Raw genomic sequence first — 22829 nt, 5'->3', positions numbered from 1 at the left:
GCGCGGTGTGTGTCGTGGTCGTTGTCGTCTTGAGCCGTGAGCAGGCTGGCGATGGTGTGGTCGCGATGGGTCCGATGGAACAGGGTGGCCAGCCAGCGGTCGATCGGTGCGACGAGGTGGTCCTCGCGCAATTTGACCGTGACGGGATGCTCGGCGAGAACGGGGCTGGCGGGGGCCAGGGTCTTGGCTCGGCAGCGGTAGTAGACGATTCCGCTGACCACTTCGGCCTGCATCTTGCGGCCGCAGGCGTCGCAGCGAAGCAGGCGCCCGCGAGCTTGACCGGATCGCGTTTGGTCTGCAACGCCCCCGTCGCCGCAGTGCTCGAATAGGCAGACCCCTTGCTGCGGCGTCCCTTTCACGCAGTCACGACAATATCGACGACGCGGCCCTGGCCGCTGGCCGCTACCTGTGCGCGTCGGGCGGCGACCTGGCCACCGCCACCGTCTGGGCGGCGGGCCATCTTGGCCTACACCCACTCGGGCGTCTATGTCGATCAGGTCCGCGCCGCCGCCAGCCGGCTCCTGCCGTCAGTCGCGAAGCGACGCGGGCACCTGGAATCGGTCGCCGTACTTCGCGGCGAGTTCATCGGCACGCCGCACGAACGCGGCCTTGCCGCCGTTGGCGTAGCCGACGATGAACTGGTGCACACCACCGGTCCACGCCGGATAGCCGATCCCGAAGAGCGAGCCGATATTGGCGTCGGCCGACGTGGTGAGCACGCCCTCGTCGAAGCATTTCTGGGTTTCGATGGCCTCGACGAACAGCATGCGGTCGATGAGATCACGGATCGGCGCGGTCTCGCCCGGGGTCGTGTTGCTGCCGCTGCAATGGACGTCCAAGGCCACCCCGAGCGCTGCCGTCGTCACCTCGGAAGGCGGTGGCATCTATAAAGTGAGCGCCTTCCTCAACGTCACCACCACCAGCGCACAAACCCCGCAAGGCGGACAGTCCACCGTCACGTACGCGCTGACCATCGACAAGAACGCGGGCTGGAAGATCACCGACGTCGGCGGCATGGACAACGCGCTGCCGGTGAAATGAGACTGCTATCGCACCGGAACTCTCAGCGCGGATGGGAATACGCTTGGCAGCGCATCACTCGACCTGACGTTTTCGCTTCGATGCTGTGTGGCGTGGCTTGCCGTCACTGTCCTGCTTGCTTCGAAGCGTTGCGGAGGCGGTTGAGGGTGGTCTCGTCGGGCCAATGCCGGGCCTCGAAGCGTGTTGGGCTGAGCCCAGGAAGCGGGATCAATCCCATGAGCTCCACCACAACGTCGAACGGCACTGTGCATATGAGTTCGATGTCTTCGACAGTGTCGCCTCGAACGAAATGGACGTAATCGGTCTGGGGGAGTAGGTATTCCACGCCTTCGCCCCAGACCGTGGTGGTGATCGGTCCCTCGGGTGAGGTCTCGAATTTCACCGCGGCGACGTAGGCGGGGTCCACGTCACTCCACGGCAGGATGTCGAGATCGGAATCGAATTTGTCTGTCAGGATTCGGGTTTGGATGGCGTACTCGGTGACCGCCAGTCCGCATCGGGCGCGCAACGCCAGCGGCCGCGCGGGGTGAGCGCCGATCTGATCGAACGGCACGACCCGCCCTGCTTCGTCAATGGTGTAACCCTGCGGAGAGATGGGCCGGACAGCATCGATGTACTGCTGCTCGACCATCTCGAAGACTTGCTCCAACAGTGCCGGATCATCGGGCACCACGAGCAGGGTGTCGTTGTCTGGGATGAAGGCAACCGGCCGATGTCCGCCCGTTGAGTAACCAGCCAACCAGCCTGGCACCAGCAGGCACGACCCGAAATATGAATCGCCTGTGTCGCGGAACTGGATGATTTCTCGATCGCGGAGCCGACCCTCCTGCGTCAGTCGGTTGAGGTTTGCTCGCGCTGTGTCGAATACGAGCGCGGGCTCGACGTCCCACTCGCGAGCCATATCCGAGCTCACGAAAGCCCGGTTGAACGGCATATCCACCACGACTGCCTCGTCCACGAATGGGAAGGCCGGCCGAGCGAGCATCTGCGCATTCGGTATCGACTCGCCCATTCCGCGGGTGACTGGGCGAAGCACCGGCCGCAGCAGTGGAGACGCAGCTGCCCAGTGTCGAGGCACCGAATGTGTGCTGATCATGGAGGCGACGAACTGGGCGATCCTGGCCTCGCGCTCCTGGTCCGATACCCTGCAACACTCCTGATAGACGTTGCCCAAGTAGGAGACCCATCCGTCGGATCGACGAAACGAGAACTTGTCGGCCAGGTACTCGACATCGGTCACGCCATGGGCGACCAGCTTCCAGAACACAGCCTGCGCGAACTGTTCCCGCTCCATCGGTACACCCCACCTCTCGAATCACCTCGACGCCTATTACTTTGCCGCCACCCACTGACAAGCGCACCGTTTCCGAATGGTGAAGCCAAAGGCCGGTAGTGCCCGACACTCCCGTGCGGACCGATCCGCACCGCGCGTGCACGGCATGAGCGGTGCAGAGCATCGCGGAATCGGAGATTGAAGGACATGTGGTCCGCCGGCGATCACGTGGCTTGTTTGTGTTCAGCCGCCGCGCCGTTTGTCGTCCGGTTTCGGCTATAGCGCCGACCGGTCGCCCGAGCCGCATGCTTCGAGCCGACGCGGCCCACCGGGGTTGACCCTCGTGGCGGAATCTCGGAATGTCTGGCGGTGACGTGGCGGACCCGTCACGATTTTGAGATTCCGCTCCTTCCGCTGGCCCGTTGGAGGGTGGGTGATTGTTGCCAGTTGGGTTCCAGTGCAGGGGGATTCGGGTTGGCGAGTGTTGCTGGACTTGCCTTCTTGGCGAACTCAGCGAGCCCCGTGGGGTCGTGTCAGGCGTCGGCTCGCATGTGCCGCTGGGTCCATTCTTCGAAGCTGGTGAGCGGGATGCCGAGGTCCCTGGCGTACTGCGGGCGGCCCGGTTGGCCAGCCACGTTCAGCCATTCGAGCGCGGCGGCGAAGGAGGGCATTCCCGCGGCTAGGGCCTGCTCCTCGGTCATGTCTGGTGCGGCAAGACGCATGTTCAGCGCGCGGGAGAGGGTCTCGGCGATTTCTGTCATCGAGAGGTAGTCGCTCGCCAACTCCAGCTCGACCCTGTCGAATCGCTCTGGCTCGGTGATGGCCGCGGCGGCCGCGCGGCCTATGTCGTCGACCGCGACCAGAGACAGCCGGGTCTCGGGGTTGATGACGCTCACCAGGCCGCCCGCGATACCGCGCGGGAACATGTAGGCCGTGGACGGCAGGAAGTTCTCCATGAACGTGCCCGGCTTGAGCAGAGTCCAGTGCGGGAAACCGGCCGCGCGGACCCGGTCCTGGATCGCACTCTTCGCGCTCAGGGTGGGTTCCATCGCCGCCCAGCGCCCGTCGGCCCAGCCGGGAGTTTCGGTGTGCTGACCGGCGCCGGCCACGGACGTGTGCACGAATTGTGGCACTCCGGCGGCCTTCGCACCCTCGATGAGGTTGATGCCCTGCGTAACCTCCCCTTCGAAATCGAAGCCTTCAGCGGTGACGGCGGGCATCTGCACGGAGAACACGGCGCGGGCGCCCTCCGCCGCCCGGATCACCGAATCGCGGTCGTGCAGATCGCCGATGACCAGTTCGGCGCCGAGCGCCTCGACGGCCTTGGCCCGGTCGGTGGCCGGGTCGCGCACCAAGGCGCGGACCCGAACGCCTGCCGCGAGCAGGGCGCGGGCCGTAGCGCCACCCTGTTTGCCGGTGGCGCCGGTGACCAGAACAGGTGCGGAAGCTGTGGACATGGTGCTCCTCTGGTGCTCATCCATTAAACGGCGGGGCCCGCCGTTTTCGCTTCGCTACGATATGGCGGGGCCCGCCGTTTTGGCAAGACAGGAGGCTACGCGATGCCCGAACGACAGCGTGCGGACGCGCGCCGCAACTACGCGCGAGTTCTCGCCGTCGCCGAGGCGGAAGTCGCTGCCCACGGCGCCGGTGCCTCCTTGGAGCAGATCGCCCGTATCGCGGGGGTTGGCTCGGCGACCGTGCGCCGGCACTTTCCCACCCGCCAGGCGTTGCTGGAGGCGGTCTCCCGGAAACGGATAGCGGCTCTGTGCGCCCGTGCCCACGACCTGGCCGGGAGAGACGATAGCCGCGACGCGCTGCTGGAATGGCTGGCCGATGTCCTCGCCTACTGCGTCAACGCCCGCGGCCTGGCGGTCGCGCTGGCCTACGACGCTGCCGCCTCCGATCAAGTGCACGACAACGCTTGTTCGGCGGCGCTGGAAGAGGCGGGAAACCCATTGCTGTGCCGTGCGATTCAGGACGGCGCGGTGGCGAAGGATGTCGCTGTCGCCGACCTGATCGCGCTGATCGTCGGAATCGTCCTGGCCACCGAGCACCACCCCGAGCCCGCCGCCCGGGCGGAGCGACTGTTCCGACTGGCCGTGACCGGGCTGAGCCCGCACGGCTGAACCAGGCGCACGACCGGACTGAAAGAAATGCCACCGATGGCCGACTTCGGATCCGCGACGGAATCCGACCGGCTGTTCGACACCGTGCTCCCCGGAACCCGGGACCGGGATCGAGGATCCGCGACCGCCGACTAGAGGGTTCACGGACTCTTCGGAAAACACGGACCGTTTACCGACACCGTCGGTGCCGCTACTGAGCCGGATCGGTGTCGCTTCTTCGGTCCAGATTGTCGCCGAGCCGGGTGAGCAGCTGTTTCAAGGTGGCGATTTCCTCGGCGGTGAATCCCGCGACGGCCCGGTTGTCGAGGGCGGTGAGGAGTTGGCGTGCCGCCGTCGGTGGTCCCACGACTGGCAACGTGGTGGTCCCATAACGGAGGCAGACGACAGAGGAATTCAGCTAGAACGACGGTCGGGGATAGGCACTGACGTCCTGCCCCTGAGGACAATCGGCTCAACCGGCCTCTTCCACGCATACCGGCGGGGCAAGTGCGAAGCTGCGTCGATGCTGCGGGTCACGGCCGGTGTTCGAGGGTGCTCAGGAAGCTTTCGGCGGCACCATCGACCCGGTCCCGGTCGCCGGTGGCGAGAAGGTCGAGTAGCAGTCCGCGAATCGTCGCGATCACCAATGTTGCTGTGCGGGTTGCTGTCTCGGGGTCGGTGTCGGGTACTTGGGCCTCGCGCAGGGAGGTCATCCAATCGGTGACGACGTGGTCGAGGAAGTCCGCGAACTGCTGGGGTGCTTGCAGGGCGCGTCCGTAGACGGCGAAGAACAACCGGAACTCCGCCTGCCGCCGCGGGTCGGAGGTTCGGACCCAGACCGCGCGCGCTGCCGTCGCCAGGTCGGGATGCGCACCCGCCGCATCGCGAGTGGCGGCGAACATGCGCTGCCGCAACCGCTCTAGGACGATCTGGAGCATTTTCTCCTTGGTGCCGAAGTGGTGCACCAGCGTGGTCGGCGAGACCCCGACACCGGCGGCGACCGGCCGCCACGACAGCTCGCTGAGCCCGTGCTCGACCGTGTAATCGACCACCGCGTCGAGCAACTCGTCCCTGCGCTGATGGTCGACCGGACGCCCCGCCATCGCTTGCCTCCTCATGCACTGCGATTGACATTCTTAGAACGACTGTACTATCTATATTTATAGAACGACTGTACGAGAAATAGAGCGGTCAGGAGTCCCCATGTCACGAGTCGTCGTCTTCGATGAGACCGGCGCCCCCGAAGTCCTGCGTATCGTCGACGAACCGGTCGGCGACCCAGGCGCAGGCGAGGTGCGAATCGAGATCGAAGCCGTCGGTATCAATCGGCTCGACCAGATGATGCGCGCGGGTATGCCTCCGAGACCGATCCGTTTGCCACACGCCCGCCTCGGCATCGAAGCGACCGGCACGATCGACGCGCTCGGCTCCGGAGTCGAAGGATGGGCCATCGGTGATGCGGTCATCGTCACGGCCGTGCCCGACATGGACTCCAACGGCACCTACGCCGAACGCATCGTCCTTCCTGTCGACCGGATCGTCGCCCGGCCCGACGGGCTGGACGTCACCAGTGCGGCAGCGTTGTGGGTGGCGTACTCGACCGCCTACGGCGCGCTCGTCGAAAAGGCTGCGATGCGACCCGGCGACCATGTCTTGATCACCGCCGCCTCCAGCGCTGTCGGGCTGGCCGCCATTCAGATCGCCAATCAGATCGGTGCCATCCCCCTCGCCGTCACCCGGAGTGCCGCGAAGAAGGACGCCTTGCTGGCAGCCGGCGCCGCTGCGGTCATCGTCACCGACCACGACGATGTCGTCGAGGCCACGCACCGATACACCAACGGCGCCGGTGCCGACATCGTCCTGGATTCCGTCATGGGTCCCGGCCTGGCCGAGCTGGCCAACGCGGCCAAACCATTCAGTGGCACCCTGGTCACCGTCGGCTGGCTGGATCCCCGGCCCGCACCGTATCCCGCCAGCCCGATCACGATGATTCGGTACATGAGCTTCGAACACACCCTCGACCCGACGGTCGTGCACCGCATCGCCGCGTTCCTGACCGCCGGAATCCGCACCGGCGCAGTGCATCCCATCATCGATACCGTGTTCACCCTCGATGACATCGTCGCCGCCCACCACTACCTGGAACAGGGACACCACACCGGCAAAATCGTCGCCACCATCTGACACCGACCCGGCCGGGTGCGCTCCGAGGCGGTCGTCAGCCTGAAGGTTGGACCACAACCATTTCTTCGGTGACCATTACCTCCACCGAATTCATGTCGATGAACTTGCTCTCGTCCGGGTTCACCAGCGCCTTGTAATTAGCGGATGCGAAGAAGGCGTTGTGGTCCGCCCAGCTTTCGAACCAGATTTCAGTGAGGCCGTCGTAGGCGGGACTCGGATACCCATCGGCGGGTATCGGGTGGGAGACGGTGTACTTCTTCACATACTGTCGCGCTTCCGGAATGGAGGCGAACAGCGGGGCGTGCCGGTTTCGGTGATGTTCAACGAACTCCTCGAAGGTCATTCCATCGATACGGTTGATCATGAAAACGAATTTGATCACTTACTTCTCCTTTCGTGCTCGCGAACGCGAGAGGTCCACAAACCGGACACTCTGGCGGCGGACCGCGAGCGATAGGGTTAACCTAAACGCTCACATCGATGTCAGGGGCAAGTGCTGTGACCTGATGCATACGAGGAGTCGAGGATGCGGATCGGTGAACTGTCTGCCCGGACAGGAGCAAGCCGTCGATCGCTGCGCTACTACGAGCAGCAGGGCTTGCTGGTCAGCACAAGGTCCCCCAGCGGCCAGCGGTCCTACGACGATGAGCACGTCCAGCGGGTGGCGCTGGTTCAGGCATTCCTGGCGGCCGGAATGTCGAGCAGAGCCATCGCTCAGATGGTCCCCTGCATGACGGAGCCCAATATGGATAGGGCCCGGCAAGCCTTGACCGCTATGAATCAGGAGCGAGATCGCCTTTCGGCCACAATAGACAGCCTTGCCGCCGCTAGAGCGGCACTTGATCACCTGATCGACGTGAATCGGAACTTCCTGGCGACCGTGGCGGACGACTAGCAGCGTCGAGCCGCCGGGCTCGGCGAGAACCTGGACGGAGATCGAACGTCGAGCGGGCGGGGAGGCGATCCGGTCTGTTGGTCGAGCGCCTCGACGACTCCATTGCCGGCGAACGGAACAACTTGCGGGGCAGGCAGATGGAGGATCACTTCGCCGTTGCACGGCCAGATCGGCATGGTTTCCAGATCGCCGCGAGTAGAGGACAGTTCCTGTCCTCTACCGGTGACAGTGTGGAATTCGTCGCCCACCGGCGGCGAAACCACTCGAAGGGACACCAATCACCATGACGCTCAACACTGTTGCCCACCTGAACTTCCGCGGTCAGGCCCGCGCGGCCCTCGAGTTCTACCAGTCGGTGTTCGGGGGCCAGCTCACTCTCGCCACCTATGGAGACTTCGGGATGCCGACCGAACTACCCGACGCCACCAAAGTGGTGTTCGGCCAGGTCGTCGCCGACAACGGGTTCCGGGTCATGGCGTATGACGTGCCTGGCCAGGACACCCCTGCGACCCCAGCCGCGCCCACCACCCGCCGCGAAAACGGCACCACCATCACCGAGGAACGGTTCTTCCTTTCGGTGCGCGGCGAAACTCTCGAGGAGGTCGGCGCACTGTGGGAACGCCTCGCCGAAGGCGCGACGATCATCGAGGCATTCGGCCCAGCTCAGTGGGCGCCCGCTTTCGGGATGCTCAGTGATCGCTTCGGTGTCACCTGGATCCTCGACGTCGCGGCCGAATACGTCCCGGCCTAACGCTCTCTTCGGGGTGCGACCAGACCCGGTCGCACCCCGAAGGTCCAGTCGCGAACAACCACACAGGAGATATCGCATGCGCACTCGCCACATCGCACGGAAGACGTGACAGCCTCGGAGCCCACTATCCGGTTGGCCCCGGAATCGTCAGCGCCGCATGGGAGACCAGCTCGTCAGTGCGAGAGGTGTCCTTGAGGTCGACGCCGGATCTGCCCAGCCTCCGTGCGCCGGAGATCAAGCTGGCTACCACCCTCGCCGCTTGCTGGTAGCCGAGGCCTTCGGGCGGATGGATATTGGAGATGCAGTTGCGGTCGGCGTCGGTTCGCCCCGGTTTCGGCAGGTGGGTGAGGTAGATGCCGAGGCTGTCGGCCACCGAGAGTCCGGGGCGTTCGCCGATGAGGACGATCAGGGTCTGGACGCCCAGTGCGGCGGCGATATGATCGCCCAGCGCTACCCGGGCTTGGGTGGCGATTACCGGTGGCGCAATGGAATACGTGTCGGCGAGTTCCGTCGCCAGGGCGGCCAGTAGGGGTGCGCCGTGGTCCATGAGCGCGCGTGGGGAGAGTCCGTCGCCGAGTACGAAGCCGAGATCGGCCCCGGTCCGGGGGACGGCGGTCAGGTCGGCGGGGAGCCGGCCGAGGTCGGGGCGACGCAGGTATTCGGGTCGGCTGGTGGCCCGGCTGCGGACGGTCACGGGGCTGCCGAGGCCGACCGCTTCGACGCGAGTCGCCAAGGCCGACACGTCGAGTGGCAGGTGTACCGCGTCGCGGGCCGCGGCGTGCGCCGCGCGGAATTCGAGCACACTCGTGGTGGGCAGTGCGTCGCCTACGCGGCCGAGGCCGATCCTGGATTGGGTACTCGAGCGCAGGCTGTTCCAGAAGTCCTGTGGCGCTCGAGCTCTCCGGTCGATGCTCATAGAGCTCCCGTCAATTCGCGCAGCGGGGAGGAGGTGATCTCCACCGGCAGTATTCGGCCCGCCGCGTCGGCCATGCCCAGTCCTTGCAGCCATGTCTCGAATTCCGGTGCGGCGCGCAGGCCGAGGACGCGACGGGCGTAGAGGGCGTCGTGGAAGCTGAGGCTCTGGTAGCCGAGCATGACGTCGTCGGCGCCGGGGACCGCGATGACGAATGCGGCTCCGGCCGCTCCGAGGAGGGTGAGCAGGGTATCCATATCGTCTTGGTCGGCTTCGGCGTGGTTGGTGTAGCAGACGTCCACGCCCATGGGCAGGCCGAGTAGTTTGCCGCAGAAGTGGTCTTCGAGGCCCGCGCGGATGATCTGTTTGCCGTCGTAGAGGTATTCGGGGCCGATGAAGCCGACGACGGTGTTGACCAGTAGCGGGTCCAGGTCGCGGGCTACCGCGTAGGCCCGGGCTTCCAGGGTTTGCTGATCGACCGGTTTGCCGCCGGTGCCCAGGTGCGCGCCCGCCGAGAGCGCGGAACCTTGACCGGTTTCCAGGTACATCACATTGTTGCCGACGGTGCCCCGCTCGAGTGATCGGCCCGCTTCGTTGCCCTCGCGTAGCAGTGAGATATTCACGCCGAACCCGGCATTGGCCCCCTCGGTGCCCGCGATGGACTGGAACACCAGGTCCACCGGAACGCCCGCCTCGATCAGTCCGATGGTGGTGGTGACGTGGGAGAGCACACAGGACTGGGTGGGGATGTCGAAGCGCAGCCGGATCTCGTCGAGTAGGTGCAGCAGATCCGCAGTGGCCTGCGGTGAGTCGGTGGCCGGGTTGATGCCGATCACCGCGTCGCCGCAGCCGAGCAGCAGCCCGTCGAGGGTTGCCGCGGCGATACCGCGGGGGTCGTCGGTGGGGTGGTTGGGTTGCAGCCGGGTGCCCAAGCGACCGGGCAGCCCGATCGTCGTGCGGAAGCCCGCGGTCACCACGGCGGCACGTGCGACCGCGATGAGATCCTGATTGCGCATGATCTTGCTGACCGCCGCCACCATTTCCGGTGTCAGTCCGGGCGATACGGCACGCAGCCGTGCGGCGGCATCGTCGCGCGCCGCTGTTTCCATCAGCCAGTCCCGCAGTCCACCGACGGTGAGATGCGAGATGGCTTGGAAGGCAAGGCGATCGTGCGAATCGATGATCAGGCGGGTGACCTCGTCATCCTCATAGGGCACCAGCAGTTCCCGGAGGAACCAATCGAGCGGTACCTCGGCGAGCGCCCACTGCGCGGCCGCCCGCTCGGCGTCGGAGGCCGCCGCGCATCCGGCCAGTTCGTCGCCACCGCGCCGCGGCGTCGCCTTGGCCATCAGTTCGACGAGGCCGTCGAACGTGTAGTTGGTGCCGCCGATCTGCTGGTGGTAGACGGTCATTCGAGTTCCTCTTCCGCCTTGGCCAGGGCGGCGAATTCCTCGTCGGGCGAGTTGGCGACCAGGTGATGGCGGCTGTAGAGGCCGAAGTACGCCATGAACCCGGCGAAGGCGACCAGGGTCCAGGTCGCGGCCGTGCGGTCGACGAGGAAGGTGGCGATCACCGCGGCGCAGGCGATGACCAGGGCGAAGGCCGTGGTGAGGATTCCGCCCGGAGTGCGATAGGGCCTCGGCATCTGCGGCTCGCGGACGCGTAGCACGATGTGGCTGATCATCATGAGCACGTAGCTGAGGGCTGCGCCGAAGACCGCCATATTCAGTAGCATCGCGCCCTTGCCGGTCAGCGAAAGTGTGAATCCGATGACGCCCGGCACGATCAGCGCGAGCATCGGCGCCTTGCGAGCGTTGGTGACCGACAGGCTCGTCGGCAGGTATCCGGCCCGAGACAGGGCGAATGTCTGCCGCGAGTAGGCGTAGACGATCGAGAAGAAGCTCGCGACCAGTCCGGCCAGGCCGATGTAGTTGACGAGTTCGGCGGCGCTCGAATCACCGAGCGCTTCGACCAGCGGGTTGCCGGAGGTCGAAATCGCCTGGGCGCCGAGCGCACCGGTGGCCAGGAACAGCACCGCCGAGCCGGTGACGATCAGCACCAGCATGCTGATGATGATCCCCTTGGGCACGTTCTTCTCCGGCTCCCGCGCTTCTTCGGCGGCCAGCGGTACGCCTTCCACCGCAAGGAAGAACCAGATCGCGAACGGCACCGCGGCCCAGATTCCCAAGTACCCGAACGGCAGGAACGACGAACTGCCCACGGCCGCAGGGTCGGCCGGGATATCGGTCAGTTTTCCGGCGTCGAACGAATCCCACGCCGAGACAGCGAAGACGACCAGTCCGACCAACGCGATGACGGTGATGACGAACATCGCCTTGAGCGCTTCGCCGGCCCCGGTGAGATGAATGCCGATGAACAGCGCGTAGACGGCGAGGTAGACCCACCAGCCGTCCGTGATGCCGAACAGATGCAGCGATTCGACATACGCGCCGATGAACGTCGCGATGGCGGCGGGGGCGATGGCGTACTCGATGAGAACGGCCGCGCCGGTCGCGAATCCGCCCCAGGGGCCGAGTGCGCGCCGGGCGAAGGTATAACCACCGCCCGCCGCGGGCAGCGCCGAGGACATCTCGGCCATGCCGAGCACCATCGCGAGATACATTCCCGCGATCACTACGGTGGCGATGAGCAATCCGCCGAAACCACCCTGCGCCAAGCCGTTGTTCCACCCGGCGTAGTCACCGGAGATCACATAGCTGACGCCGAGACCGGCGAGGAGTAGCCACCCCGCGGACCCCGACTTCAGGGTTCGCTTCGCGAGGTACGCGTCGTCCTCGTTGTGGAAGTCCTCGTGTGCGGACTTGTCGGTGGGGATCGCCATCGCGACCTCCTTCTAGCTGAATGAATCACATAGAGTTCTGAGATGTCCCGCGACCGGGGACAGGGCAGGCATCGGCCGCCTCGGCGACGACCTGCGGTTCGGTGGAAACAGCGGGACGCTCGCCGCGCGCCCAGCCTTCGCCGGTTACGACCTCGGCCGTGGCCAGAGCCGTTAGTTCGGCATGGTCGAAAACCCTTCCGCGACTGAGGAACCGCCACCCCTCGGGCGATTCCAGACTGAAGCCGGAGCCGCGTCCGGGCACGACATCGAGTACCAGCTGGGTGTGCTGCCACGCGGCGAACTGCGGACCCGAGATCCACACCGGCGCGACATCCGCCGGCTCGGGAGCGGATTCGGGTTGTTTGCCGACCCGCAACCGCAGGTCGAGCAGGCCGAGCAGCACATCGTGATCACCGATCACGAATTCGTCCGCGGGGTAACACATCGGGGCCGAACCGTCACAGCAGCCGCCGGACTGGTGCAGCATCAGCGGCCCGTGCAGACCACGGAGGCGACGGAGCAGATCCATCGCCGCCGCGGTAGCACGCACTCGCCGGGGGAGCGCCGAGGTGGCATCGACCATCAGAAGAAGCCTTGCGCCTTCGACGCGTAGCCGACCAGCAGGTTCTTCGTCTGCTGGTAGTGGTCGAGCATCATGTGGTGGTTCTCGCGGCCGATCCCGGACTGCTTGTAGCCGCCGAACGCCGCGTGCGCGGGGTACTGGTGGTAGGTGTTGGTCCACACCCGGCCGGCCTGAATGTCACGACCGGCCCGGTAGGCCACCGCGCCGTCGCGCGACCACACGCCCGCGCCGAGTCCGTAGAGAGTGTCGTTGGCGATCTTGATGGCGTCGTCGTAGTCCGCGAACGAGGTCACCGAGACGACGGGTCCGAAGATCTCCTCCTGGAAGATCCGCATGGCGTTGTTCCCCGCGAAGACCGTCGGCTCGACGTAGTAGCCGCCGGACAGGTCGCCGCCGAGGTCGGCACGCTCACCACCCGTGAGTAGCGTGGCGCCCTCACCCTTGCCGATCTCGATGTAGGACAGGATCTTTTCGAGCTGATCGTTGCTGGCCTGCGCGCCGATCATGGTCTCGGTATCGAGCGGATCGCCCTGCCGCACGGCCTTGGTGCGCACCACGGCCGCGGCAAGGAAGTCGTCGTAGATATCGGCCTGGATGAGCGCGCGCGACGGGCAGGTGCAGACCTCGCCCTGATTGAGCGCGAACATGGTGAAGCCTTCGAGCGCCTTGTCCCGGTAGTCGTCATTCGCGGCGAGTACATCGGAGAAGAAGATGTTGGGGCTCTTGCCGCCGAGTTCCAGCGTGACCGGAATCAGGTTCTGGGAGGCGTACTGCATGATCAGGCGGCCGGTGGTGGTCTCGCCGGTGAACGCGATCTTCCTGATCCGCGGGCTCGACGCGAGCGGCTTGCCCGCCTCGACGCCGAAGCCGTTGACGATATTGACCACACCGGGCGGCAGCAGATCGCCGATGATGCCGATCAGGAACAGGATCGACGCGGGGGTCTGCTCGGCGGGCTTGAGAACGACGGCATTGCCGGCGGCAAGGGCGGGCGCGAGCTTCCAGGTGGCCATCAGAATCGGGAAGTTCCACGGAATGATCTGGCCGACCACGCCGAGCGGCTCATGGAAGTGGTAGGCGACGGTATCGGCATCGATCTCCGACAGCGAACCCTCCTGGGCGCGGATGGCGCCGGCGAAGTACCGGAAGTGGTCGATCGCGAGCGGGATGTCGGCGGCGAGTGTCTCGCGGATCGGCTTGCCGTTGTCCCAGGTCTCCGCGAGGGCGATCGCGTCGAGGTGCTCCTCCATGCGGTCAGCGATCTTGTTGAGGATGACGGCTCGCTCGGCGACCGACGTCTTGCCCCAGGCCGGCGCGGCGGCGTGGGCGGCGTCGAGGGCGAGTTCGATGTCCTCCGCGGTGCCGCGCGCGACCTCGCAGAACGGCTGACCCGTGATCGGTGTCGGATTTTCGAAGTACTGGCCCTTGACGGGCGCCACCCATTCGCCGCCGATCCAGTTGTCGTACCGGGCCTGGAACGACATCGCTGCATCGGGTGTTCCGGGGCGGGCGAAGACGGTCATCGAATGCTCCTCGTTCTCCTGGCATTTCTGCATCGGGTGTGATCCGGAACACTAGGAGCATTCATGTTGCACGACAGTTGCAAGTAACTGGTCAGATGCCCAGTTTCCGATCGAGAAGCCTCAGCTGCGTTTCGACCTGGGCATACATCGAAGACTGCCGGTCGAGGGAGGCGAGGTACGCGGTCCATGCCGCGAGGTCTTCGCGGCCGTCGACCGAACGGGTCCAGCGGGCTAGCAGCCGACGGTCGCCCGCCCTCAGCAGTGCGGCGCGCAGGCGCCCGCGCAACTCGGCGCGGAGTTCGTCGATGCCGGGTGCGAGCGAACGCGGCAGGATCGGCCCCGGATAAGCGCGCAACGCTGCCGCCGTATCGCCGCGGGCGAGCGCGCGGCGGACCTCGTCCACATCGGTGTCGAGGTCCATCAGCAGTCGGTACGGGCGCGAACCCAGGCCGTTGGCGCCCAACATCTTTCGAACCCTGGACAGCTCGGCCCGGATCGTCACCGGATCCAGCTCGGATTCGTCGAGCAGCATGGCGAGATGGTCGGCGCTCAGTCCCTCCGGGTGCTCGGCCAGCAGCAGCAGGATCTCGGCATGTCGCTGCGACAGCCGGATTCGCTCGCCGTCGCGGGTCAGGGTCGGTCGGTTCGAGCCGAGTACCTGTAGACGCGGGGTCGTGAGGTCGAGTGGTTCGGGCGAGTTGAGCAGGTGTAGTCGCAGCTCGGACTCCGCGGCCAGCACCGTCGCCCGGATCAGTGCCAACGCCTCCATCGCGGCGACTCGCGGACCGCCCGTGATGTCGATGGCGCCGATGATCCGGCCGCTGAGTGGATCGTGTACGGGAGCGGCGGAGCAGCTCCACTCGTGCACCACCCGGCTGAAGTGCTCGGCTCCGAAGATCTGCACGTGGTGATCGAGGGCGAGTGCGGTGCCCGGCGCGTTTGTGCCGACACGGTCCTCGCTCCAGTCCGCGCCCTCGACGAAGTTCATCGCCAGGGCCCGGTCCTTGGCCTTCGAATCGCCTTCGATCCAGAGCAATCGTCCCTGGGCATCGCTGATCGCGACGAGCAGTCCGGCCTCGGCGGCGTCCTCGACGAGCAATTTCCGCACCACCGGACGGATCAGCGCCGTCGGATGTCCGGCCCGGTACCGCTGCAGTTCCACACCGTCGAGATCCACCGCATCGCCGAAGCCGTCCGGGTCGACGCCGTTACTTCGGCTGCGCCGCCAGGAATCGAGGACCACCGGGCGCAGCGTCGGCAGGCGGTCGACACCTTCGACAAAGGAGTGGTGCGCGGACGATATTCTCCGCGCCAACTGTGTGACATCGTCATCCGGTCGAACGGCGACCCAAGGGTTGGCGTGCGCTGCTGTGCTCAATCGGGTTCCTTCGCGTTTGCTCGGCAACCACTGTAACGCCGGTCACATGTCGTCTCGTGCAAGGGTGACAGAGAACGGCCGCGGGCGGTGCCGTCCGAAGCTGTCGTGTCTGTCCCGCCGCCGACACCGGCCATACGACGCCGCGGCCGGCGCGTTCCGCCTGTCCGCTAGCGCGGGGTGGGGCTCGCTCACGCACAATCGGTCGTTATCGGATGTGGTGAGTTCGTTCCAGGCACCGCGGGCATTCGACACCGCGCTTCCAGAACCCTCGCGATGTGCGAACCGCCGGATCCCACGTCCGGGTGGGAGCCTCTTGCCTACTCAGGGGAATTCGGGATCGAAGTATTCGGGAGAGTGACCCGGACAGTGTGGTTGCAGCAGGCCGGGGGACGCGGGGCCCGAGCCGGACACCGTGACACCGAAGACACCGGCCTGGATGAAGTTCCAGCCGAAGTGCAGGCCGATCGGCAGCCACAGTGAGCGGGTCGCGACGTAGGCGGCGGCGGTCAGGGTTCCGCCGGTCACGGCGATCGAGAGCGTCCCCAGCAGCGTGGCGTCGACATTGACCAGGTGTGCCGCGCAGCGGTCGCGAGGAACCCGCCGACCGAGCCCCAGGACAGGCCCTGCCAGCCACCGAACGCCGATTCGAATGCGGTCAGGGCACGCCAGCAGTGCGGGCGCGGTCGACGAGATCACCGATGAGCAGGTCGAGTTGGTCGATCACCGCGCGCATCGCGGTGATCGGTCGGACGCGTACCAGCCCGGGCCGCAGGAGGGGACGACTACGACCCGAGCTGCTCGCGGACGAATGCCGCCGCCTGGTCCCGGTAGTCGTTGACGAAGTATGCGAAATGCCCAGGACTCAAGGCATTTCCGAACCCAGCGGCCGGATCGCCGCCCTGGCAGACGCGGTCGGCGGCATGGCAGTAGGAGCGCACGCGGTCGGTGAATTCTCCGAGGGCGCCGACGGGCAGCGCGGCGACGCCCGACAGGGCGGGATCGTAGTTGCCGCGGTTGAAGGGGTCGGCGCCGTTGAACAGCGGACTGCCGAACAGGGCGATTGCGTCGATCTGCGCGGCGGCCTGGTCGCTCAACGCGGTTCGCGTGCGAAGGGTGTTGCCGATGACGCGGGCGCCCTGTGAGTAGCCGAGGAGGACGAGCTGCTGATTCGGGCATTCGGCTGCGGTCTCGTTCACCAGTGCCGTCAGGTTCTCGACGCCGCGCACGGAGCTGTCCGGGGCCATCGAGGCGGGATACTCGAGTTCGGTCACTGTGGTGCTGCGGCCGGATTCCCGGGCGATCCGCCCGGCCAGCGGGGTCAGCAGCAGACTGCCGATCTGCGGTTCGAGCGTGCCGCGCACGGTGACGACGCGGACCTCCGCGCAGCCAGTGGGACTGGGGGAGGGCGCAGCGGAGGCGATCGGGAGGACCGGCAGCGCCAGCGCCGCGGCGACGGTCGTGGTAGCGCACAGCAGGATTCGAGATCGTTCACGCATGCGCCCAAATGTATTGTGCCCAGCCACCACAGCGCCAGCGTGGCGATGGACTTCGCGATGCCCTGCGTGGTGCACGCCGTGGTGAGCATGGTCGCAGACGGGCCTTGCGACCGCGCCGTATACCCCTCAGGGGTTATACGGGGTGGATACTAGGCTTCATGCGTGACCGGAAGCGGTGAAGGAATGTGGTCGCGGCGGGGTTTTCTGGCCGCTGGGCTAGGGGCGGTGGCGGCGGGTTGCTCGCGGGGGCCGCGGCCCACGGTGGCGGTGGGCGCGGATTCGGAGGCGGTACGCGCGGCCGAGGCGCGGCGGCGCACCGGTTCGGCACCGATCCGGCAGTTCGCGTTGCGGGCCGAGCCGACGATCGTGGACCTGGGTGGAGTGCAGGTGCCGACCTGGACCTACGGCGGCCGACTCCCGGGTCAGGAGATCCGCCTGCGGCGTGGAGAGGTAGCCGCCGTCCGGGTCGAGAACGCCTTACCGCAAGCCACGACGACGGTGCACTGGCACGGGCTGGCGTTGCGCGCGGACATGGACGGTGTACCGGGCCTCACCCAGGCCCCGATCACGCCGGGAGCCGGATTCGACTACGAGTTCACCGTGGCCGATGCGGGCACCTACTGGCTGCACCCGCACGTCGGCGTGCAGTTGGACCGCGGGTTGTATGCGCCGCTGATCGTGGAGGACCCCGACGACGGCGCACGCTACGACCTGGAAGCCGTTGTCGTGCTGGACGACTGGCTCGACGGTATCGACCGCCGCGACCCCGACACGGAGCTGGCGCGGCTGCGGGCCGCCGGGATGCACGATATGAGCGCCCACCCCTCCGAGTCCGGCGGACACGGCGGGCACTCCGGGCCGCAGCAGGCGCCGCTGGGCGATCACGGTGGCGACGTCACGTACCCGCTGTATTTGATCAACGGGCGTACCCCGACCGATCCGGTGACCTTCACCGCCCGCCCTGGGCAGCGGATGCGGCTGCGGGTCGTCAACGCCGCCGCCGACACCGCTTTCCGCCTCGCCATCGGCCGCCATCAGCTGCAGGTCACCCACTCCGACGGTTTCCCGGTGTTTCCGGTGACGACCGAGTCGCTGCTGATCGGGATGGGGGAACGCTACGACGTGCTCGTCGATCTGCAAGAGGGCGTGTTCCCGCTCGTTGCATCGGCCGAGGGCAAGTCCGGGCGGGCGATGGCGCTGATCCGCACCGGCTCTGGCCAGCCACCGGACCCGCAGGTACGAGTCCGGGAACTGGCGACGGCGCCGCTGACGGTGACCGGTCTGCGGGCCGAGGCGGCGGTACGTCTGCCGGCACGCGCCCCCGATCAAGTGCTCGACGTAAGGCTGGTCGCCGACGCCTCGAAGTATGTGTGGACGATCAACGACCACGCGCCCCTCGACGGCGCCGTCCACGAGGACGGGCATGCGATGTTCGAGGTATTCGAGGGGCAGCGAGTGCGGTTGCGATTCGTCAACGCCACCACCATGTTTCATCCGATGCACCTGCACGGGCACACCTTCGCCGTGGCAGACGGCAGCGGCGGCGGCCCCCGCAAGGACACGGTCGTCGTCGCTGCCGGTGACACCGTCGAGGTCGACTTCGACGCGATCAACCCTGGGCAGTGGATGCTGCATTGCCACAACGCGTATCACGGTGAGGCGGGGATGATGAGCGTGTTGTCCTACCGGCACTGATCCAGCGGCCCCGGGGCGGTGTGGGCGGCTGATCGGCCGACGTTTCGGCGACGCCACGGTGCCGCCCTCTAGCTGGACGGTTGCTCAGTATTGTTCTGGTGCATCATGTTCGGGGGTAGCCGAAGAATTTTGTCCGGACGCTCGTGTCGGCAGTCTGTGACGAAATTTCTGTGGCATGGTGGTCGCCTGTGAAGACGATCTTGATCAGGGACTACGTCGCGCCTGGCCCGAGATGACGGGGTCGCACAGCGGCTGTGCGAGGTCAGCGCGAGGCCGATAGGACAGACCGGGTAGCCGCAGCGGCGTCACGTTTCCACGACCGACTCTGTCGCCCAGCGCGACACGTGATCTTTGTTGCCGAACTGAAGCGGAAAGCAGGGATGATGCTCCGTACGCGTTTCGAGTCGATCGGTGCCTACACACCGACAACTGTTCGCTCCACCGAGGATCTGACCGCCGAGCTGACCGTGCCGAAGTCGCTGGACCTCGAGCGGATCACGGGAATCCGGAATCGACGTGTCTATGACAGTCATCCGGACCGGTATGAGTCGTCCTTCGATTTGGCACTGCGTGCGATCGATGATTGTCTGCAGCACTCCGGCTACGCCGTCGACGAACTCGACGTCATCATCTCGGCCTCCATCACACGCACTCGCGGCGCGGGAATCTTTTGTTATGCGCCGTCTTTCGCGGTGATGTTGGGTCGTTCGATCGGCGCGGACGCGGCGCGGTGTTTCGATGTGTCGAACGCGTGTGCCGGAATGTTCACGGGGGTGATGGTGCTGGATCGGATGATCAGGGCCGGGGTTGTGCGTAATGGCTTGGTGGTCAGCGGTGAGCAGATCACCCCGATCGCGGAGACCGCGGCACGGGAGATCAGCCAGCCGTACGACCCGCAGTTCGCGTCGCTGACCGTCGGGGACGCCGCAGCCGCGGTCGTCTTGGACGGTCGCGGCGACGACGATGACGAGCTCCACTACGTCGAACTCATGACCGCCGCCGACGGCGCCGAGCATTGCCTGGGGATGCCCAGTGATCGAACCGGTGGAATGGCGATGTACACCGACAACCGGGCCATGCAGAACGAAGCCCGCTACCAGCAGGCCATCAACCGGCTGGCTGATTTCCTCGCCGATACCGGGCGCAGCTGGGAGAGCGAGAAATTCGACTACTGGATCCATCACCAGTTCAGCGGACCCGCGATCGGCTACATCTCGGACTTGACCGAGCGCCATTTCGGCACGCCGATGCCGCAAGCGCTCAACGTGCTGCACGACTACGGCAATACCGCCTCGACTTCGCATTTCCTGGTACTGCACGAGCATCTCGCGCAACAAAAGATCCCCAAAGGATCGAAGATCCTCATGTGCCCGGCGGCCTCGGGAATCGTCTCCGGATACCTCGCCGCGACCATCTCCCGCTTGGAGGCATGAGCATGGCAACGATGATCATCTCGGCCGCGACCGACTCCGACCCCGGCACCGGCAGCTACTTCGAACTGGCTGCACGCGCGGCGCGCACCTGCGTGCAGCGTGCGGATGTCGGCCTCGACGAGATCGGAATGCTGATCAACACGGGGGTGTTCCGGGACAGCAACCTCTGCGAGCCCGCGGTAGCGGCGCTCATTCAGAAACGGATCGGGCTGGGCCTCGCTTACGAAGCCGGGCAGACGCCGACATTCTCCTTCGATCTGATGCAAGGCGCCACCGGTCTGCTGCACGCCATCGTGACCGCCGACGCATTCCTGGCCACCGGCGGGGTGGAGTACGCGTTGCTCGTAGCGGGCGATGTCCACCCCTCCACCGAGCGCCACGTCAGCGATTTCCCGTACACCAGCGGTGGCGCCGCGCTACTGCTCGGAAGCTCGCCTGCCGCAGGCGGTTTCGGTCGCCTCCACACTTGTGAGGCCCCCGGCACGGTCGACCCGACGGCCTGGGTGGATCTGGGTGACGCCGGCACCGAAGGCCGTCGCGTCATCAGCATCCGTGCCGGTGCGCAGGACCCGGTCGATTTGGCCGTGGCGGTCGTGCGCTCCTGCGTCGACGAGGAGGGACTCGACGGAGGCGATTTCGCCGAGGGGCAGGCCCTGCTGCTGGCTCCAGCCCACGTGTCCGGATTCCGCACCCGCTTGGCGAACACACTCGCCATCCCGGCACGGTCGGTGATCGGTTTCGCTCCATCGATCGGCGTTCCCTATACCGCGGCCCCGGTGTACGCCTACCTGAACGCACTGGATGTGGGTCTGCTCGATACGGCGCGCACCGTGATCTTCCTGGCCGCGGACGGGGCCTCGGCAGCCTGCCTGGCCTACCACCCGCGGTCGGCATCGCGCACGCCCGGAATGCCCGCGACCTCTGGACGAACGCACAGCCGGGCCGCCACCGGAGTTCGTTGATACCAGAACGGTTCGGCTGGGTAAGAGTGGTGTCAGGCGTGTAGGGGTCGCGTCTTGTCCGGGCCGATGATGCCGTGCAGCACAAGGCCGAGAAGACGGTCGGTGGCCGCCGCGGTGATGTCGGACTGGTCACTGGTCCACGCGATGGCGCTGGCGATCTTGACGATGTCGTCGGTGGTGGCTTCGGGGTGCGCACGTCCGGCCCGTTGGGCACGGACCAGGACGGTCTCGGCCGCGGCCAGGGCTGCGGCGCAATGCGGCGCCAATGGGCTGTCGGGGACCTCGAGGGCACGCATGATCTCCTCGGACAGCCCGCGAACGCGACGAATGTGCGACACCAGCGCGGCAACCCATAACGACAGTGCGGCAGCGGGATCGGGCTCGGTGTCGAGGGTGCTCGCGAGTGTGGTGACCTCCTCGAGGCTCGTGCCGACCACGGCGGCGATGAGGTCTTCTCGCTGCGGGAAATGCCGATAGAGGGTGGCGGGGCCGACACCGGCGCGGCGGGCGATCTCGTTGAACGACACGTCGACGCCTTCGCCGGCGAACATCGTCCGGGCGGCCTCGAGCAGTCGTGCGCGGCTGCGGCGGGCATCGGCTCGCACACCGCCCGGTGGCGGTGATTCGGCTCGCTCCATGGGGCTCCTCGGCTAAGTGGAATGCCACTCCGTATATTTGGAGTGGCATTCCGAATTGTAGTGGACGGGAGTCGAACATGGTGTTGCCGACAAGCTTGCCGCGCACCGGCATCTGGGTGAACGGGCTCGATCTGCAAGCGCCGGCCGTAGCGACGGGGCTGGTGGCGGAGCTGGAGGAACTGGGTTTGGGCGCGATCTGGCTCAGCGAAGGACTCGCGCACGACCCGTTCGTCACTGCCGCCGGACTGCTCGCCGCGACCCACAGACTGCTGGTCGGCACGGGGATCGCGGTGACATACGGCCGCCATCCACACTGGATGCGAGCCTCGGCCCGGGCCGTCCTGGATTCCTATCCGGATCGGTTCGTATTCGGGACCGGCACATCCAATCCCCGAGTCGTCGAAGGAGTGCTCGGACTCGAATATCGCAGACCGCTGGCCACCTTGCGCGACTACCTCGACGATCTCGACACACCGGACACCCTGCGTGCCCAGCTCGGACTGCCCGACTCCGGTCGGTTACCTCGCATCCTGGCGGCGCTCGGTCCGCGCGCCCTGCAGCTGGCTCGGGACAGGGCCGACGGCGCTATCACCTATCTTGTGACGCCCGAACACACCGCGCAGGCCCGCGCCACCCTCGGACCGGACCGGACGCTCGTGGTCGAACAGGCCGTCGTGGTCGGGGCCGACGACGCGGACGCCCGGACACGCGCTCACGCACATGTGGGCGCCTACCTGCCCAACCCCGGTTACCGCGCGAGCTGGCAGCGACTCGGCTTCACCGACGCCGATCTCACCGCACCCGGCAGCGACCGGCTCGTCAACGCGTTGGTCGCGATCGGGGAAGACCAAGTGCGACAACGGATCGCCGCCCATATCGCCGCCGGCGCGGATCACGTCTGCCTTCAGGCGCTATCAGCCGAGCCGTTCACCATCCCGGCACAGCAATGGAAACTGCTGGCCACTATCGATGACAGCCTTCGCTGACCGATGCGTGTCCAGGGCCGTTCAAGGATCACCTGCGGCGGCAGGATTTCCTGATCTGCTCACCAACGCGTGATCCTCTTTCAGAAACCTCGGAACAACCGGAAGGCCAACGCGGCACCAAGACGCACCGA

General features: G+C 66.4%; 24 protein-coding genes and 1 pseudogene. 10 read left to right on the top strand and 15 right to left on the bottom strand.

The window, feature by feature from the left end:
- Positions 1–14: 14 nt before the first annotated feature.
- Positions 15–329, top strand: a complete 315-nt coding sequence (locus tag FB390_RS22960; RefSeq protein ID WP_141810802.1) for a hypothetical protein — start codon at positions 15–17, stop codon at positions 327–329.
- A 198-nt stretch (positions 330–527) separates the two neighbouring features.
- Here FB390_RS22960 and FB390_RS22950 read toward each other — a convergent pair.
- Positions 528–791, bottom strand: a pseudogene (locus FB390_RS22950) (3-hydroxyacyl-CoA dehydrogenase); the annotation flags it as partial.
- Between FB390_RS22950 and FB390_RS33685 the strand changes: the two are divergent.
- Positions 775–1041 (top strand): hypothetical protein, encoded by a 267-nt coding sequence (locus FB390_RS33685; RefSeq protein WP_185757283.1) that lies wholly within the window; start codon positions 775–777, stop codon positions 1039–1041. The pseudogene FB390_RS22950 and the gene FB390_RS33685 overlap by 17 nt on opposite strands.
- A gap of 103 nt (positions 1042–1144) precedes the next feature.
- On the opposite strand, the gene FB390_RS22945 is transcribed toward FB390_RS33685, so the two are convergent.
- Positions 1145–2335, bottom strand: a complete 1191-nt coding sequence (locus FB390_RS22945) for a hypothetical protein (RefSeq protein WP_141810801.1) — start codon at positions 2333–2335, stop codon at positions 1145–1147.
- A gap of 512 nt (positions 2336–2847) precedes the next feature.
- Entirely contained in the window at positions 2848–3771 is a 924-nt protein-coding gene (locus FB390_RS22940; RefSeq protein WP_141810800.1) for an NmrA/HSCARG family protein, read from the bottom strand.
- A gap of 102 nt (positions 3772–3873) precedes the next feature.
- Here FB390_RS22940 and FB390_RS22935 point away from each other — a divergent pair, with 102 nt between their 5' ends.
- Positions 3874–4440 carry a TetR/AcrR family transcriptional regulator gene (locus FB390_RS22935; protein WP_141810799.1) on the top strand — a complete coding sequence of 189 codons (567 nt, stop codon included), beginning with the start codon at positions 3874–3876 and terminating at the stop codon, positions 4438–4440.
- 190 nt (positions 4441–4630) lie between these two features.
- Here the strand turns inward: FB390_RS22935 and FB390_RS33680 are convergent, their stop codons facing one another.
- The gene (locus tag FB390_RS33680) at positions 4631–4786 is read right to left on the bottom strand and encodes a hypothetical protein (protein WP_185757282.1); all 156 of its coding nucleotides are present in this window, start codon (positions 4784–4786) and stop codon (positions 4631–4633) included.
- A 166-nt stretch (positions 4787–4952) separates the two neighbouring features.
- Entirely contained in the window at positions 4953–5522 is a 570-nt protein-coding gene (locus FB390_RS22930) for a TetR/AcrR family transcriptional regulator (RefSeq protein WP_141810798.1), read from the bottom strand.
- Positions 5523–5622: 100 nt separating this feature from the next.
- On the opposite strand from FB390_RS22930, the gene FB390_RS22925 reads away from it, so the two are divergent.
- Positions 5623–6603 (top strand): zinc-dependent alcohol dehydrogenase family protein, encoded by a 981-nt coding sequence (locus FB390_RS22925; protein ID WP_141810797.1) that lies wholly within the window; start codon positions 5623–5625, stop codon positions 6601–6603.
- Between the two features lie 34 nt (positions 6604–6637).
- Here the strand turns inward: FB390_RS22925 and FB390_RS22920 are convergent, their stop codons facing one another.
- Positions 6638–6985, bottom strand: a complete 348-nt coding sequence (locus FB390_RS22920; protein WP_141810796.1) for an EthD domain-containing protein — start codon at positions 6983–6985, stop codon at positions 6638–6640.
- A 144-nt stretch (positions 6986–7129) separates the two neighbouring features.
- Between FB390_RS22920 and FB390_RS22915 the strand changes: the two genes are divergently transcribed.
- Together FB390_RS22915 and FB390_RS22905 are read left to right on the top strand one after the other, a co-directional pair.
- Complete coding sequence (locus FB390_RS22915; protein WP_141810795.1) at positions 7130–7498, top strand: MerR family transcriptional regulator; 369 nt, start codon at positions 7130–7132, stop codon at positions 7496–7498.
- Between the two features lie 283 nt (positions 7499–7781).
- Positions 7782–8249, top strand: coding sequence for a VOC family protein (locus FB390_RS22905; protein ID WP_141810793.1), 468 nt, complete (start codon positions 7782–7784; stop codon positions 8247–8249).
- A gap of 124 nt (positions 8250–8373) precedes the next feature.
- On the opposite strand, the gene eutC is transcribed toward FB390_RS22905, so the two are convergent.
- The 8 genes from eutC to FB390_RS22865 form a co-directional block, all read right to left on the bottom strand.
- On the bottom strand, positions 8374–9165 hold the full coding sequence (eutC, locus tag FB390_RS22900; RefSeq protein WP_141810792.1) for an ethanolamine ammonia-lyase subunit EutC: 792 nt from the start codon (positions 9163–9165) through the stop codon (positions 8374–8376).
- Complete coding sequence (locus FB390_RS22895) at positions 9162–10574, bottom strand: ethanolamine ammonia-lyase subunit EutB (RefSeq protein ID WP_141810791.1); 1413 nt, start codon at positions 10572–10574, stop codon at positions 9162–9164. Before FB390_RS22895 ends, eutC begins: the two co-directional genes overlap by 4 nt.
- On the bottom strand, positions 10571–12004 hold the full coding sequence (eat, locus tag FB390_RS22890; RefSeq protein ID WP_141810790.1) for an ethanolamine permease: 1434 nt from the start codon (positions 12002–12004) through the stop codon (positions 10571–10573). The genes FB390_RS22895 and eat overlap by 4 nt, the downstream gene beginning before the upstream one ends.
- Before the next feature lie 25 nt (positions 12005–12029).
- The gene (locus FB390_RS22885) at positions 12030–12587 is read right to left on the bottom strand and encodes a DUF779 domain-containing protein (protein WP_185757141.1); all 558 of its coding nucleotides are present in this window, start codon (positions 12585–12587) and stop codon (positions 12030–12032) included.
- Positions 12587–14110, bottom strand: coding sequence for an aldehyde dehydrogenase (gene adh / locus FB390_RS22880; RefSeq protein WP_141810788.1), 1524 nt, complete (start codon positions 14108–14110; stop codon positions 12587–12589). The genes FB390_RS22885 and adh overlap by 1 nt, the downstream gene beginning before the upstream one ends.
- 91 nt (positions 14111–14201) lie before the next feature.
- Positions 14202–15488, bottom strand: a complete 1287-nt coding sequence (locus tag FB390_RS22875; protein WP_141810787.1) for a sigma-54-dependent transcriptional regulator family protein — start codon at positions 15486–15488, stop codon at positions 14202–14204.
- A 321-nt stretch (positions 15489–15809) separates the two neighbouring features.
- Complete coding sequence (locus tag FB390_RS34750; RefSeq protein ID WP_342780428.1) at positions 15810–16184, bottom strand: CPBP family glutamic-type intramembrane protease; 375 nt, start codon at positions 16182–16184, stop codon at positions 15810–15812.
- Between the two features lie 86 nt (positions 16185–16270).
- The gene (locus tag FB390_RS22865; protein WP_141810785.1) at positions 16271–16984 is read right to left on the bottom strand and encodes a cutinase family protein; all 714 of its coding nucleotides are present in this window, start codon (positions 16982–16984) and stop codon (positions 16271–16273) included.
- A gap of 183 nt (positions 16985–17167) precedes the next feature.
- On the opposite strand from FB390_RS22865, the gene FB390_RS22860 reads away from it, so the two are divergent.
- The 3 genes from FB390_RS22860 to FB390_RS22850 all read left to right on the top strand — a co-directional run bounded on the left by FB390_RS22860 (position 17168) and on the right by FB390_RS22850 (position 21074).
- Positions 17168–18679, top strand: coding sequence for a multicopper oxidase family protein (locus tag FB390_RS22860; protein ID WP_141811968.1), 1512 nt, complete (start codon positions 17168–17170; stop codon positions 18677–18679).
- Between the two features lie 383 nt (positions 18680–19062).
- The gene (locus tag FB390_RS22855) at positions 19063–20112 is read left to right on the top strand and encodes a 3-oxoacyl-ACP synthase III family protein (protein ID WP_141810784.1); all 1050 of its coding nucleotides are present in this window, start codon (positions 19063–19065) and stop codon (positions 20110–20112) included.
- Positions 20113–20114: 2 nt separating this feature from the next.
- Positions 20115–21074 (top strand): beta-ketoacyl-[acyl-carrier-protein] synthase family protein, encoded by a 960-nt coding sequence (locus tag FB390_RS22850; RefSeq protein WP_141810783.1) that lies wholly within the window; start codon positions 20115–20117, stop codon positions 21072–21074.
- Positions 21075–21106: 32 nt separating this feature from the next.
- Here the strand turns inward: FB390_RS22850 and FB390_RS22845 are convergent, their stop codons facing one another.
- Complete coding sequence (locus FB390_RS22845) at positions 21107–21712, bottom strand: TetR/AcrR family transcriptional regulator (RefSeq protein ID WP_141810782.1); 606 nt, start codon at positions 21710–21712, stop codon at positions 21107–21109.
- Positions 21713–21789: 77 nt separating this feature from the next.
- Between FB390_RS22845 and FB390_RS22840 the strand changes: the two genes are divergently transcribed.
- On the top strand, positions 21790–22698 hold the full coding sequence (locus tag FB390_RS22840) for a TIGR03620 family F420-dependent LLM class oxidoreductase (protein ID WP_141810781.1): 909 nt from the start codon (positions 21790–21792) through the stop codon (positions 22696–22698).
- The last annotated feature ends 131 nt before the right edge of the window (positions 22699–22829 follow it).

The sequence above is a fragment of the Nocardia bhagyanarayanae genome (assembly GCF_006716565.1).
In the GTDB taxonomy this organism is placed as follows: domain Bacteria; phylum Actinomycetota; class Actinomycetes; order Mycobacteriales; family Mycobacteriaceae; genus Nocardia; species Nocardia bhagyanarayanae.
Note: the sequence above shows the minus strand (reverse complement) of the source record. Positions and strands in the feature narration are given on the sequence as shown.